Raw genomic sequence first — 14,991 nt, 5'->3', positions numbered from 1 at the left:
TAGAAAATCTAAATTTTTATTTCCATGCCCTCTGAAGCGACGAGTAGATCAAATTTGTATTTTTTCTTTTTGACTTCGTTTTTGCAATGCTCGTAGATTTCGTCTATCATATTATCCGTGTGAGTATGGTCGTGATGGAAAAGCAAAAGTCTTTTCACACCACCTTCGTGGGCAACTCTCAATGTGAACAGATAATGGGAGTGTCCCCATCCAACTTTTTCAACATATTCTTCAGGAGTGTAAGTTGTATCGTGAATCAAAAGATCAGCGCCTTTTACAAATTCAAAAATTCTTTTGTTGGGATCTCCTGAAATTTTATCAAATTTTTCCACAACTTCTTTTTCCCAGTTGAAAAGATATGGCGTTATTTCCCTATCAAATGGCTCGTTATCGCTTATATATACAATCGTTTTGTTATCGTAAGTTATCCTATATCCAAGTGTGAATCCTGGATGGTTGACATAGATTGTTTGAACTGTCGCATCATAAATTTTAAATTCTTCCTCGCCAACTTGTAAAAATTTTATCGTCGCTTTCAATTCGCTTAATCTAACTGGAAAATAAACTCTATCCATCTGGTCTGCAACAATTTGCTCTAATGTTTTTGTCCTTGCTCCCGAACCAACTATTGTAAATTCATTTCCTGAGATAAAAAGCGGTTTGAAAAATGGAAATCCTTGAATATGATCCCAGTGTGGATGAGTTATCATAATATATGCCTTGATGGATTCACCCTTGCGAATCAAGTAGTTGCCAAGATTTTTTATCCCTGTACCAGAGTCAAGAATGATAAGGTCATTATCATTAAGTTTAAGTTCAACGCAGGGAGTGTTCCCCCCGTAACGAACCGTGTCCTTTCCTGGTGTAGGGATAGAACCCCTACAACCCCAAATTTTTAATTTCATAACTTACCCCCTTTAAATTCTTATATTCCCTTGAAAGTTCAACATAGTGTAAAGCTGATTCCTCAATCGCTTTCTTTTCATCTTCCGTTAATTCTCTTACGACCTTTGCTGGAACGCCTGCGACAAGTGTTCCTTCTGGAACCACAAATCCTTGTTTTACGAGCGAGCCAGCTGCAACGAAAGCATAAGGTCTTACTTCCGCCCCATCAAGGACTATAGCGCCCATTCCAATTAGGCATCTATCGCGAATTATGGCTCCGTGTAAAATTGCACCATGTCCGACTGTTACATCATTCCCAATGATCAACGGAAATTTTTCTGTTGTCACATGAAGAATGCAACCATCTTGAATGTTCGTTCTTTCACCAATTCTTATGTAATTCACATCGCCGCGAATTACGGCGTTGAACCATATATTTGAATCTTTTTCAATTATGACATCACCGATTATCACAGCGCCTTCGGCTATAAAGACCGATTCATCAATTTGTGGGAATTTGCCTTTATGTGGTAGTATCTTCATGTTTTTTGTTTTATTTTATTTTTACTAATTCTTTTGGGCTACCTTCCAAGGACCACTCCAACTTTTTAGCTCAACAACGACGCTTCCAACAAAAACTTTTAATTTACCTCTTAATGGAATTGCTCTTTCATCTGCGCTTATCCAACCAACGAAGTCCCCAGTTAAACCAAAAAATCCAACATAGCTTGCTTTACCATCTATTTCGTAAGCATCAATCGGTTTATTTAAAACATCCAACTTTATTTTCGTCTTTCTCTTGCCAAAGTTTATAATTGTGATCCCTTTTGTCCCTTCAATGAAGGTTGGGACAACCAATGTCTTCGTTTGATTTACATTTGATCTTGCGTAATAAAAAAGAGACGGGCCGTCGCAATACATCGTTGAAATTTTAACGGTATCTATCTTACGCCCTTTCGTGTTATATTCAAAGTTATAATAATTTTTCTCAACTACATAAGCAGACAGATTTTCAACAAACTGATATTTAACGCTTTGATAATACTTTCGCTCGTGTTGTTCGCTGCGGTATCTTTTTGCAACAAATCTTGAATCAAAAACCGCTTCAAAATCAGCGTGAATTTCAACAAAGGGAACTGAATAAGAATCAACTCTCACCCTGACCTTGTAAAGTTCAACTCCATTTTCAACGAACTTATCAACAACTCGGAACCTTATCTGACCAAGTTTAAAAAAAAGATATTTAACTTCATAAACAAGTTCTTCTCCGACTTGTAGAAATGATGTGTTAAATGCCTTGTCAAATTTTTCAAATTCTTGCTGAAAAGGTGTTGAAAGCGCAAAAATTAAAACAATGATAAATAGCATAGATTCTATTATTCCGAGCTCGTTGCCTTTCTTTGTGTTCTCTTTTTGGTTGCGAGTTTCTCTTCAAGTTTCGCTTCAATCTGTTGCTGTGCTGAAATTATCCTCTCCTCAAGTATCCTTTGATATGCAACTATTTCGCTTGTTTGTTGTTTTAAAACATCAACTATGGTTCTTAAATCATTTGTGGTCACCTCAATTTTTCCAGCGGAGCTTTCAAAAGTATCAATTATGTTTTTCTCCACTGATTTCGTTAATCGCGATAGGTTCATCACGCCGACAGCGATCACAGCCGATAAAATTATAACGATGATAAATCCAACTATGAGCGTTGCTCTGTTCGCTCCAAGTTTTGAAATTATTTCATCAAACTTTGAAATGTTTTCATCAATTTTAGTTGAAACTTCCTTAACATTTACATTTACCTCGCTAACTCCTTTTTTCACATCGTTGATTCCATTCTCAAGCGCTGAAATTTTTTCGTCTACTTTAATGATGCGATTTCTCAAATCGCGGTTTTGTGCTTCAACTTGGCTAACTCTTTTTGTAATTTGGTTAAATTTTTGATCAAATTCGTTGCGAAATTCATTAACATTTTCTTTTAGTGAGTTATCCATTGCTTCAAGTTTTTTAATCACATCTTCAACTGAATACTGCTGTTGAGCTTGTGAGATAAGGATTGATGGCAAAATAAAAATGAGAAATAGTGTCAGTTTAAATTTCATTTCTTCTCCATGATTTATTTTTAACCTTAAAGCCCCCGCAACAAGCGGGAGCGTGTTTAGCTTATTTGGTGCTTGCGAAAAGTTTCTCAGCCTGAGGCATAAGCTCAAGCGCTTTTTGGAACTGCTCGTCAATTTCAAGCATCACTGGATACCAACCGTCGTTTCGCCAGATAAACCTCGCAACATGAGCTTTCAAGATCGCTCTTATGTATGAAAGATCTTGTTTATATTGTTCCTCGTCCCATTTTATCCCTTTTGAGATAACGAAATTCTTAAATTCGTCAAGCATCGCATCCGTTATTTGGAAGTTTCTCTTGAAGTTATCAAAACTATTGCCATATTTATTTCTTATTTCATTCCCCTTCGTGTCCATGAAGTTTGAAATGAAAATGTAGAACAGATTTTGTCTTCTTATGTTGACAGATAAATCTGTTAAGCTTTTTGTTTGCACAATGAAATCGGGAACTATCCCACCACCACCGTAAACAGGGCGAGATAAAATTTTCGTGTTATAAACAATTTTAGCTGAATCTTTCCGAGCACTTGGTTCAGCAGATGAAACATATTTCTTCCCTTCGTAAGGTTTTTGAATTGATCTACCGCTCGGAGTATAATATCTTGCGGTTGTTAATCTTACAGCGGAGCCATCATTTAACGGGAATTGTCTTTGCACAAGTCCCTTTCCAAAGGTTGTATCGCCAATTACAAGACCTCTGTCCCAATCCTGTATTGCGCCAGCGACAATTTCGCTTCCAGAAGCTGAACCTTGATTCACAAGAACGATAACGGGGACATTTTCAAGTGTTCCCTCTGAAGTTGCGTAAAATTCCTCGTTATATTCGGGGAGACGACCCTTTGTATAAACTATCAACTTTCCTTTTGGAAGGAATTCATCAGCGATTTTCACAGCTTCTGATAGAAGCCCACCTGGATTATTTCGTAAGTCAAGGATGAGTTTTTTCATTCCTTGTGATTTAAGCTTTTGAACCGCTTCTCTGAACTCTCTATCTGTCGTTTCGGAGAACCTGTTGATGCTTATATATCCAATGTCTTTTGAAACCATCACAGCAACATCAATACTGTAAATTGAAATTTTATCCCTCGTTATCACAAAATCTAAAAGTTCCTTGACACCAGGTCTTAAAATTGTAACCTTAACCTTCGTTCCTTTCGGACCACGAAGTTTTCTTATGACATCTTCATTTTTCAGGCCGATTGCTGATTGATCATCTATCTTGATTATTTTATCTCCAGCCATTATTCCAAGTTGTTCGCTTGGACCGCCAGCTATTGGAGAGACAACATTTATTGTGTCATTTATGATTGTGAATTCAATTCCGATTCCTTCAAAGCTACCTCTTATATCTTCGTTTACTCTTTCCATTGCTTTTGCGGGAATATACACCGAGTGCGGATCAAGAACCTCAAGCATTCCTTCAATAGCTGCTTCAACAAGAGTTTGTGTGTCAATTTTATCAACATAGTTTTTTCGTGCTAAGTTAAGGACATCATTTAACTTCATTATTTGAACATAGACATCATCGCTGGAAAGCAAATTATTTAAATTCGCCCCAATCACTATCCCGATTAAAAGCACGATTATTATCGTAAGCGGGGAGAACTTTTGCCGAAGCATATCCTTTTACCTCCTAATAATCTATTTTTAATTTGAAATAAGTTAAAAAATTTTTTTCATATTTTCCAGCACCGAAACCCAAGACAATATCTTTCCTCACCTCCCAAAGCAGATCAAAACCAAACCTTATCTTGCTCTCAACATTTCCATCAAGAAACTTGACTTTTTCAGCGTCCCATAAGCGATGCCCAAGTTTAAAATCACCACCGACATTTATCGTGTCAGAGCCGACAATTGGATTTTTCCCGTGCCTTATTTTTTCCGCAAAAATCGCCAAGGTCGCTCTTTTTGATAAAAGATAAATAATTTTAATGAAAAAATCATCTGAATTCGGACCTATCTCGTGACCTAAAAGAAAGTCGTTGTGCGAATAGCTGTTTTCGTTAAATCTGTGCGAATAGACATAAGGTTCAATTCTTGTATATTCAAATATAAGATCAGCATCGCTTATAAGATTCGCAAAGTAAATTCCAAGCTGATAAGCAAGTTGGTTTCCATACCAGCCGCTTCCGAGCTTAAGGAAATGTATGTCGTCAATTAAGATCGTGCCATAAATTTGGAAATTTCTAAAGATGTTTGATTTAAAATCAAAGCCTAAAAGAGCGTTGTCTCTGTCCTGAAGCGAATGCTCTGCAGATTTGTAAAAATTTATCGGATTTAGATATGCTAGCTCAATAAAACGCTTTGTGTAAATAACTCCTTCCCACACACCGAAATAAAATTTATCCCAAAAATTGAAATTTAGCCTATGCGTTGCGAGATATTTTGAATTTATCACTGTAATTTTACCTGCAATTGAATCTGAGATCATAAACTTTGAGCCCAGAAGCCACGAGTGAACAAAATCGTAAGATACACCTTTGTATTTGAAGCGAATTTTAAAGAAATCAAAAACCGGCGCGGTTTGTGAAACGAATAATTTCCCAGAAAACCCATAACCTTGTGTTATCGCTTCTCTCCCAAGTTGAAAACTTAAATACTTTGTTTGATATTTTATATACGCATCTGTGAAGTCAAAATTTACCGAGCCTTCTTCGTTGAATTTGTAATTTTGTTTCAATCTAAAATCTTCAAGCGCGAGGTTTTTATCCCCAAAAGATTGACCATCGGTTGATTGAAGGTAAAAACCAAGTTTCCCATCATAAGTTCCTCTTAATCTTCCCCCAATTTCGGCTAAAATAACATTTGAATTTTTAGTCAACCTCGTGTCAAGATTGAAAAGCAGGTCAGCAAAAAAATTAACATTTGAATCCCTGTAGGAATATAGATACTTTGCTTTGTCCGAGAAGAATCCATCTTTAAATTTAAATCCGTCTTTTAAAATTGATGTCTCAAAGAAATCATCTCGCTTCAGCTCGTTTTCAAATTCAATCAGCAAAAGTTCAAGATAACCTTGCTCTTTCGGACTTAACTTTTCGCGCTGTGTGTAAATTTCACTTAAGAAATTTGCGACCTCGTTTCTTGAAATTGGCAAGGAAGCGTCGTCAAAATTTTTGATTAACCCCCTAACCTCCATACGCTTGAGAAATTGATAAACTCTATGCGAAATAGGGACATTTTCAACTTGCGAAAAAACTTCTGAAGAAATAAACAAAAAAATAAGGAGAAATCTTCTCATCTTACAGCATCCCAAACTTTTGAGATTGATCTCTTGAAGAATATAATTGAGATTGAGTTTAGAAACCAAAGCGAGAGAGTCCGAATATAACCATATTTTCTATACCTTCTCGGTGATTCGTAAATTTTGATGCCGTGGACATTTATAATTTTTCCAAGCCGACGGAGTCGCATATAAAGATCAAAATCTTCACCAGCGACGATTTTATCGTTATAACCATTGACTTCAAAGAAAGTTTCCCTCTTTACCACATGGCATTCTCCTCTTCCCATTCCAAGCCCTACGACATTTAACATTGCAAAAAACTTGTTAATCAACCAGTGGAAAACTCTGTCTTTGAAAAGTTCTTCTTCGGGATATACCGCAACTTCAAAAGACAAAGCAACAACTCCTGGCATTTTCATAAGGTTATCGCAAAGTTTAAAAAATAGATCAATATCTTGAATTTTTGTGTCAGCGTTTAAAAAAATTAAAATTTCTCCGTCTGAGCTCAAAGCCCCGAGATTTCTACCTTGAGCTATGGTTTGTTTTTCTTTATTTTCATTTAAAATAATTTTGTCGGCAAATCTTTTAGCTATCTCAATCGTGCCGTCTGTGCTTCCGCCGTCGCTTATTATGATTTCAATGTTATATTTTTGTTTGATTTCGTTCGTAAATGTTTTTTCAGCCCAGCAGAGCGACTTTTCTTCGTTAAATGTTGGAATTATAACCGAAAATCTTTTCATTTCGCAGGAAATGATGTTAATTGATTACAAACCGCATCATCATAATAAAATTTTTCTGAAAAAGTGGGATCTATCGTCCCGCTGATAAAAAATTTAAAACTTCCCCTCCCCTTTCTCTGGAGAGGGGGGAAATTTGATAACTTTTTGAACAAATTATTCCTTCCCCTTCTGGAAAAGATTCAAGATTCATTCCGAGTTTCATACAAGGTTTTTCAGTTCCTCAACGAAAAGATCCATTTCCTTCTTCGTTCTTTTTTCAGTCACTGCAATTAATAAACCATCACCATAGCCATCAAACTTTGAAAGATCAATCCCAGGAAGAATCTTTTTCGGTTGTAGTTTTTCTTTAATTTTTGAAACTGGAACAGGTGTTTGAACAACAAATTCTTTAAAGAACGGTTGATTGTATTTGAGTTTGAATCCTTTAATTTTTGAGATTTCCTCGGCAAGGTAATGGCTTTTTTGTAAGCAGAGAGTGGCAACTTCTTTTAATCCTTGTTTCCCCATCAAAGCCATGTAAACTGTCGCTGCAAGCATCATTAAGCTTTGGTTTGTGCAAATGTTTGATGTCGCTTTTTCTCTTCTTATATGTTGTTCTCTTGTTTGAAGAGTTAAAGCAAAACCGCGTTCCCCGTCTCTGTCAATTGTAATTCCAGCTAAACGTCCTGGAATTTTTCTGATCAAAAACTCTTTAACGGCAAAGATTCCAAGATAAGGTCCGCCGAAACTTAAAGGTATCCCAAGCGATTGTCCTTCTCCGACTACGACATCGGCGCCATATTCACCAGGTGGAACAAGTAATCCAAGCGATATGGGATCAATAGCAACTATGAATAAGGCACCAACATTATGAGTTATCTTTTCAATTTCAAAGACATTTTCAATGTTTCCGAAGAAGTTTGGTTGCTGGACGACGACGCAGGCAGTTTTATCCGTGACTTTTGATTTTAAGTCATCAATATCACAAATCCCCGAATCAAATTTTGTCAATTTTATATCTGCTCTTCTTGGATGTGTATAGGTGCGGACAACTGTTAAATAATTTGGATTAACTGGCCCAGCGATTACTACCTCATTTCTTCCTGTATGTCCGAGCGCGAGCAGGACAGCTTCTGCGAGTGCACTTCCGCCATCATACATTGAAGCGTTCGCAACATCCATCCCAGTTAAACGACATATCATCGTTTGATATTCATATATTGCTTGTAGTGTTCCTTGGCTTACTTCTGCTTGATAAGGTGTGTAAGCGGTGTAAAATTCGGATCTACTTATTATGGTGAAGACAGCTGATGGTGTGAAATGGTCATAAGCACCGCCACCAAGAAAAGAGATCGCATGATTTAAATCAAGATTTTTCTCAGAGATGCTTTGGAGTTCTTTTAAAACCTCATATTCAGAAAGCGGTTCGGGCAGTTTTAAATCTTCTTTCAATCTAATTTCAGGTGGGATGTCAGAGATTAGTTCTTCAAATGATGAAACCCCGATTGCTTTTAACATTTCTTGTCTGTCTTCATCGGTGTTTGGAACGAAGCCCATTTTTGATGTGCCTCTTAAATTTTAAAGTTGTTTTACTTGCCTATTAATTTTCTGTAATCTTCTGCAGAGAGAAGGTTATCAAGTTCGCTGAGATCTTTGATTTTGATTTTAATTATCCAGCCCTCACCATATGGATCTTTGTTGATCAAATCTGGTGAATCTTTTAATTTTTCATTCACTTCAATTATTTCACCGGAAATGGGGGAAAAGAGATCAGATACAGCTTTAACTGCTTCAATGGTGCCGAAGGATTCAAGTTGTTTTACGGTTTTTCCAATTGCTGGAAGATCAACATAGACGATATCTCCAAGTTCACTTTGTGCGTAATCAGTTATTCCGACGACCCCGATAGAGTCGTCTTCAATTCTTATCCATTCATGTTCTTTTGTGTACTTTAAATTTTCTGGGAACTGCATTGGTTTTCTCCTTTTATGTTTTAGTCGTTCATGCTAAATTTGAGGTCAACAAACTTTGTATCGTAATCGGTTCCACTTCTAAATTCGGGTGAATTCAAAAGTTTGATGTGAAAAGGAATTGTTGTGTGAATTCCTTCAATTACGAATTCTTCAAGTGCTCTCAACATTCTTCGGATTGCTTCGTCTCTTGATTTAGCGTGGACGATTAATTTCGCTATCATTGAATCATAGTATGGTGGTACAACATATTCTTGATAAATGTGGGAATCAATCCTTACACCGAAACCGCCTGGGAAATGTAGAGCAGTTATCTTTCCGGGAGAAGGTCTGAAACCTTTATAAGGATCTTCGGCGTTGATCCTGCATTCAATTGCGTGGCCATTTGGTTTTAATTCTTTCTGCTTTATGCCAAGTTTTTCACCAGCTGCGATTCTGATCTGTTCTCGCACTATATCAACTCCGTAAACCATTTCCGTAACTGGATGTTCAACCTGAATTCGCGTGTTCATCTCCATAAAGTAGAAGTTTCCATCCTTATCAACGAGGAATTCAATCGTTCCAGCGTTTCTATACTTTACGCTTTTCGCTCCTTTGACAGCTGCTTGTCCCATCGCTTCGCGAAGCTCAGGTGTTACGATTGGAGATGGGGATTCCTCAATTAGTTTTTGATGTCTTCTTTGAATTGAGCAATCTCTTTCACCGAGGTGAATTACATTTCCGTGTTCATCTGCGAGGACTTGAATTTCAATATGTCTTGGTTTTTCAATAAACTTTTCAATATAAAGTGCTGGATTTCCAAAAGCTGCCTCTGCTTCTGCCCTTGCAGTTTGCCATGCATTTTCAAGTTCGTCATCGCTATTTACCATTCTCATTCCCTTACCGCCTCCGCCAGCTGCAGCTTTAAGCATTATCGGATAACCAATTTCATTAGCAATTTCCCGCGCTTCTTCAAGCGAATTGACAACACCATCACTTCCTGGGATTACTGGAACGCCGGCTTTTTTCATTGTTTCCTTCGCTAACGACTTATCACCCATGGCTTCAATTGCATCTGGCGTCGGACCTATAAATTTTATACCCGATGATTCACAAATTTCAGCAAACATAGCATTTTCCGAAAGGAAACCATATCCTGGGTGAATTGCTTCCGCGTTCGTAATTTCTGCTGCTGCGATTATTCTCGGGATGTTGAGGTAGCTTTCTTTACTTGGTCCTGGACCTATGCAAACTGCTTCATCGGCAAATTTGACATGAAGTGAATATCTATCTGCTTCGGAGTAAACTGCAACTGTTTTTATTCCGAGTTCTTTACAAGTTCTGATGATTCTTAAGGCGATTTCACCTCTATTGGCGATCAGAATTTTCCTGAACAATTTTAGCCCGCTAATTTTTTTGTTTAAATTAATTCAATTAAAAATAGAGGTTGACCATATTCAACAGGTTGTGCATTTTCAACGAGTATTTTTGCGACGATTCCGTGGACATCTGATTCAATCTCGTTCATAAGTTTCATCGCTTCAACTATGCAAAGGACCGTACCAGGGAATACTTCATCCCCAACTTTAACATATGGATCTGCATCTGGAGCTGGAGCACGATAAAATGTGCCAACTATTGGTGATTTTATTTCATGATACTTTTTGCCTGTTTCAACTGCTGGTGTTTCTGTTTTTTCTTGCGGTTTCGTTTCTTTCACTTCAACTGGTGCTGGAACGCTTTGAGGTGATACAACGGGTTGCTGGGGAATAGCCATAGGTGGCTGAGCAAACCCGGTTGAATAAATCGGAAATGGAATTGGGATATAATTTGGAAGAGAATTTGATCCTGTTTGAGAAACATTGACCTCGCCCCTGCGGTTCTTGCTTATCCTTAATTTTGAGCCCTCAATTTCTATCTCAATCTCTTCAACACCGCTTTCATCAACCGCTTTGATTAATTCCTTGATGTAATTAAGATCCATTTTGATTGCCTCCTTAAGTTTATTTTACTCTTTCAACATACTCGCCAGTTCTTGTATCAACTCTGATTTTTTCGCCCTGTTCAATAAAGAGTGGAACATTTATAATTGCACCTGTTTCAAGTTTCGCTGGCTTCATTACATTTGTCACTGTATCTCCCTTTATACCTGGTTCTGTTTCAATAACCTCAAGCTCAACAAATGTCGGAAGTTGAATTCCAAGTATCTGATCTCCATCAAAAAGAATGTCAACTGTCTCGTTTTCTTTCATAAACAACGCATTATCACCTACAAGATCAGATGGAACATGAATTTGGTCAAATGTCTCAAGATCCATAAACACAAATTCATCACCGTCTTTATATAAAAATTGAAACTTTCTGAAATCAAGCCTGACGATTTCAATTTCTTCTCCGGAATCAAATGTCTCATCAAGGATTCTGCCAGTTTTGACATCTTTAAGTTTGACCCTTACGAACGCTCCGCCACGACCTCTTTTAACATGTTGAAAATCAATAATCGTATAGACTTTGCCATTATATCTTATGTTTAAACCATTTCTAATGTCAGCTGTTGTGGCCATATTCTCCATTGGTTTTGTTTCGGATTTGCTTTGAAAAATATAAACAAAAGCGATAATAAAAGCAAGAAGGGGATTTAAGAAATTGAGTGGGCATCTACTTACATTTACTGCGAAAAGCAAAGTGGCTAAATGCGTTGTTTGTAAAGTTTGGCAATGTTTAAAGAAATTTTTTAAATTCTATCAAACAAAAATTCTTTTTTCAAGGGTGCACGAGCTTTCAATTGCCCAAAGCATAATTGAGATTGCGGAAGATGTTGCTTTTAAGAACAATTCGCATAGAATCAAAAAAATAAAAGTTCAAATAGGAGAATTTTCGGGAATTGTGAAGGAAGCGCTTGAATTTTCGTTTGAAATAGCAAAGGTTGGGACAAAAGCTGATGGAGCAGATCTTGAAATTGAAATCGTTGGATTTAAAGCAATTTGCAGAAATTGTGGATTTGTACTTGATTCAATGGATGATTTTAATTTGTTTTGCCCAAAGTGTGCTGAACCGATGGAAATCATATCAGGCAGAGAAATGAGAGTTGAATATATTGAAATTGAATAAAACCAAAAAGCGGAGCGTAAAAATGCATAAAATTGATGTCGGCGCAAAAATTTTACAAGCAAACGAGGAAATTGCTCTTGAGAATAAAGAACTTTTTAGAAAATGGGGCGTCTTCGTCGTTAATTTAATGTCGGCACCAGGCGCTGGTAAGACATCAGTGCTTGAGGAAACGATCAAACGAATCAAACAAAACTTCTCAATCGCCGTTATTGAAGGAGATCTTCAAACAACAATTGACTCAGATAGAATAAAATCCCTTGGAATTCCCGCATATCAGATAACGACTGGAAATGTTTGTCATCTTGATGCTCGTATGGTTCACAACGCTCTTCACGAGTTTAAACTTGATGGCTTTGATATACTTTTTATTGAAAATGTTGGAAATCTTGTGTGTCCGGCGGAGTTTTATCTTGGTGAGGATTTAAGGGTTATGGTTTACAGCGTCGTTGAAGGCGCAGAAAAACCGAAAAAATATCCGCTTATGTTTCACGAGACAGAGGTGGTTTTGCTAAATAAAATTGATCTTTTGCCATATGCTGGCGTTGAATTGAAAGATCTTGAAAAGAATGTCCTTGAAGTAAATCCGAGGGCTGTGATCTTCCCAATCTCATGCAAAACTGGCGAAGGAATTGACGCGTGGATTAATTGGTTTTTAAATAGATTTCAAAAGTTCAAAGAACATGTTAAAAGCCAAGAAGATATACATTGAGGGGATTGTCCAAGGCGTTGGTTTTAGACCTTTTATCTATAAACTGGCAAATGAGTTTAACTTGAAAGGTTATATCTACAATGATACGAGCGGAGTTTATATTGAGGTTGAGGGTGAAGAAGAGGCAATAGATGAGTTCATCAAGGCAATTCCAGTCAAGGCACCACCGCTTTCGTTGATTGAAAAAATCATTTCAGAGCCATCTGATATAAAAGGCTACAAGGAATTTTTCATTGAAAAAAGCAAGTCAGGAGAAGAAAAATTTGTATTGATCTCCCCCGATGTTTCAACTTGCGATGATTGTCTGCGAGAACTTTTTGAGCCAACCGATAGGCGTTATAGATATCCATTTATAAATTGCACAAACTGCGGTCCGAGGTTTACAATCATAGTTGATGTCCCATATGACAGAGCGAAAACAACGATGTCGGTTTTTAATATGTGCGATGACTGCGAGCGTGAGTATCATGATCCAGCAAACCGTAGATTTCACGCTCAACCAAACGCCTGCCACATTTGCGGTCCAAAAATTAAACTTCTTGACAGAAATTTAAACGAAGTAAGTTGCGATGATGCAATAAAAGAAACGGCAAAAATTCTGCATAGCGGTTTTATAGTTGCAATAAAAGGTCTCGGTGGTTATCATCTCGCTTGCGATGCTTTAAATAATAAAACCGTTGCCGAGTTAAGAAAAAGAAAAATGAGAATTGAGAAACCTTTCGCAATTATGATCCCGGATGTTGAATGGCTTGATAAAATTTGTGAATACGATGAGACCGAATTAAAACTTTTGACTTCAATCCAACGCCCAATTGTCTTAATCAAAAAGAAGGAAAATTCACCAATTGCTTATGAGGTTGCCCCGAGGAATTCCTATCTTGGTGTTATGTTGCCATATACTCCGCTTCATCATTTGCTTTTAAGAGAGGTGAAAATTCCTCTTGTTATGACAAGTGGTAATTTAACTGAAGAACCGATCGCATATAAAGATGATGATGCTTTTGAAAGGTTAAAAGATATTGCAGATTTCTTCCTTGTTCATAATCGTGAGATTCACATTCGCTGTGATGATTCGGTGGCGACTGTGATTGCTGGAAAACCGGTGATGATAAGACGCTCTCGTGGATATGTCCCTTATCCTGTCAAGATCCCATTTGAAGCGAGGGAACATATTCTTGCTGTTGGTGGACATTTGAAAAACACATTTTGTTTTCTAAAAGGAAATTATGCTTTCTTGAGCCATCATATCGGAGACCTTGAAAATTGGGCAACATTGAGATCGTTGATTGAAGGAATTGAACATTTTAAAAAACTTTTTGATCTTGATCCGAAGGTTGTTGCATACGATATGCATCCAGAGTATCTTTCAACAAAATATGCACTTGATCTTGACATACCTGTGAAAATTCCCGTTCAACATCATCACGCTCATATCGTCAGTTGTATGGCAGAGAATAATTTGTCTGAACCAGTTATTGGCATCGCATTTGATGGAACTGGATTTGGGACAGACGGGCAAATTTGGGGTGGTGAATTTCTTGTTGCGGAAATTTCAAGGTTTGAAAGAGTTGCACATTTTGAATATGTGCCACTGCCCGGCGGCGAGATCGCAATAAAAGAACCATGGCGAATGGCTGTTTCATATCTTTATCACCTCTTCGGGAAAGATTTCCTTGGCATTGAAATTCCGTTTATTAAAAACTTAACAACTGAAAAAGGTGATAAGTTCAACCTTCTTCTTCAAATCATAGATAAGAAAATCAATTCACCTTCAACATCGGCGGTTGGTAGATTATTTGACGCTGTCTCTGCTCTTTGTGGTGTTAGGTTGAGTGTCAATTACGAAGCTCAAGCTGCGATGGAACTGCAAATGCTTGCGGACGAAAGCGAAAATTTGAGCTACAAATTTGAAATAATCAATGATTCAAAACCTTGGAGAGTAAATCTTAAATCAACATTTGACCAAATTGTCGGGGATATTCTTGATGGCGTTCCCATCCCAAAAATTTCTGGCAAGTTCCACAATACCATCGCAAGCATAATTTGCGAGGTTTCAAAAGAGATAAGAAATGAGTTTGGAATAAATAAAGTAGTTTTAAGCGGTGGAGTTTTTCAGAACGCTTTGTTAGTTCAAAAAACGATCCCAGAACTTTTGAAACTTGGTTTTGAGGTTTACACGCATTCAAAAGTTCCACCTAATGATGGGGGATTATCATTGGGGCAGGCAGTCATCGCTTTGAGTAAAACCTCCAAAGTTTAACAAATCCCGAAAATAGACCGACTTGGTAA

At 37.3% G+C, this 14,991-nt stretch carries 15 protein-coding genes; 3 read left to right on the top strand and 12 right to left on the bottom strand.

The annotated features are described in order from the left end of the window. Positions 1 to 8: 8 nt before the first annotated feature. The 12 genes from NZ923_00295 to efp all read right to left on the bottom strand — a co-directional run bounded on the left by NZ923_00295 (position 9) and on the right by efp (position 11,446). Complete coding sequence (locus tag NZ923_00295; GenBank protein MCS7228456.1) at positions 9 to 905, bottom strand: MBL fold metallo-hydrolase; 897 nt, start codon at positions 903 to 905, stop codon at positions 9 to 11. After that, entirely contained in the window at positions 880 to 1,428 is a 549-nt protein-coding gene (locus NZ923_00290) for a gamma carbonic anhydrase family protein (GenBank protein MCS7228455.1), read from the bottom strand. The genes NZ923_00295 and NZ923_00290 overlap by 26 nt, the downstream gene beginning before the upstream one ends. 24 nt (positions 1,429 to 1,452) lie before the next feature. After that, positions 1,453 to 2,253, bottom strand: coding sequence for a DUF3108 domain-containing protein (locus tag NZ923_00285; protein MCS7228454.1), 801 nt, complete (start codon positions 2,251 to 2,253; stop codon positions 1,453 to 1,455). Between the two features lie 8 nt (positions 2,254 to 2,261). Further along, positions 2,262 to 2,975: a hypothetical protein gene (locus NZ923_00280; GenBank protein MCS7228453.1), complete on the bottom strand. Its 714-nt coding sequence runs from the start codon at positions 2,973 to 2,975 to the stop codon at positions 2,262 to 2,264. A gap of 61 nt (positions 2,976 to 3,036) precedes the next feature. Further along, positions 3,037 to 4,611 carry a S41 family peptidase gene (locus tag NZ923_00275; protein MCS7228452.1) on the bottom strand — a complete coding sequence of 525 codons (1,575 nt, stop codon included), beginning with the start codon at positions 4,609 to 4,611 and terminating at the stop codon, positions 3,037 to 3,039. Between the two features lie 13 nt (positions 4,612 to 4,624). Beyond that, the gene (locus NZ923_00270) at positions 4,625 to 6,229 is read right to left on the bottom strand and encodes a capsule assembly Wzi family protein (GenBank protein ID MCS7228451.1); all 1,605 of its coding nucleotides are present in this window, start codon (positions 6,227 to 6,229) and stop codon (positions 4,625 to 4,627) included. Then, on the bottom strand, positions 6,226 to 6,954 hold the full coding sequence (locus NZ923_00265) for a glycosyltransferase (GenBank protein MCS7228450.1): 729 nt from the start codon (positions 6,952 to 6,954) through the stop codon (positions 6,226 to 6,228). The genes NZ923_00270 and NZ923_00265 overlap by 4 nt, the downstream gene beginning before the upstream one ends. Before the next feature lie 198 nt (positions 6,955 to 7,152). Next, positions 7,153 to 8,490, bottom strand: a complete 1,338-nt coding sequence (gene gcvPA, locus NZ923_00260) for an aminomethyl-transferring glycine dehydrogenase subunit GcvPA (GenBank protein ID MCS7228449.1) — start codon at positions 8,488 to 8,490, stop codon at positions 7,153 to 7,155. Positions 8,491 to 8,522: 32 nt separating this feature from the next. Beyond that, positions 8,523 to 8,906, bottom strand: coding sequence for a glycine cleavage system protein GcvH (gene gcvH, locus NZ923_00255; protein ID MCS7228448.1), 384 nt, complete (start codon positions 8,904 to 8,906; stop codon positions 8,523 to 8,525). 20 nt (positions 8,907 to 8,926) lie between these two features. Beyond that, entirely contained in the window at positions 8,927 to 10,279 is a 1,353-nt protein-coding gene (accC, locus tag NZ923_00250) for an acetyl-CoA carboxylase biotin carboxylase subunit (GenBank protein MCS7228447.1), read from the bottom strand. Between the two features lie 23 nt (positions 10,280 to 10,302). Next, positions 10,303 to 10,866 (bottom strand): acetyl-CoA carboxylase biotin carboxyl carrier protein, encoded by a 564-nt coding sequence (gene accB, locus NZ923_00245; GenBank protein MCS7228446.1) that lies wholly within the window; start codon positions 10,864 to 10,866, stop codon positions 10,303 to 10,305. A gap of 19 nt (positions 10,867 to 10,885) precedes the next feature. After that, positions 10,886 to 11,446, bottom strand: a complete 561-nt coding sequence (gene efp, locus NZ923_00240) for an elongation factor P (GenBank protein ID MCS7228445.1) — start codon at positions 11,444 to 11,446, stop codon at positions 10,886 to 10,888. A 205-nt stretch (positions 11,447 to 11,651) separates the two neighbouring features. Between efp and hypA the strand changes: the two genes are divergently transcribed. From hypA to hypF, 3 genes are read left to right on the top strand one after another with little or no spacing between them, the layout of a single operon-like run. After that, positions 11,652 to 11,993, top strand: a complete 342-nt coding sequence (gene hypA, locus NZ923_00235; GenBank protein ID MCS7228444.1) for a hydrogenase maturation nickel metallochaperone HypA — start codon at positions 11,652 to 11,654, stop codon at positions 11,991 to 11,993. Positions 11,994 to 12,015: 22 nt separating this feature from the next. Next, a complete protein-coding gene (gene hypB, locus NZ923_00230) occupies positions 12,016 to 12,702 on the top strand; it encodes a hydrogenase nickel incorporation protein HypB (GenBank protein ID MCS7228443.1) in 687 nt (228 codons plus the stop codon). After that, on the top strand, positions 12,674 to 14,962 hold the full coding sequence (hypF, locus tag NZ923_00225) for a carbamoyltransferase HypF (protein MCS7228442.1): 2,289 nt from the start codon (positions 12,674 to 12,676) through the stop codon (positions 14,960 to 14,962). Before hypB ends, hypF begins: the two co-directional genes overlap by 29 nt. Positions 14,963 to 14,991: the final 29 nt, after the last annotated feature.

It is taken from the genome of Candidatus Kryptonium sp., assembly GCA_025060635.1.
Lineage (GTDB): Bacteria > Bacteroidota > Ignavibacteria > Kryptoniales > Kryptoniaceae > Kryptonium.
The sequence above is the reverse complement of the archived record's forward strand: the minus strand, read 5'-3'. Positions and strand labels throughout refer to the sequence as shown.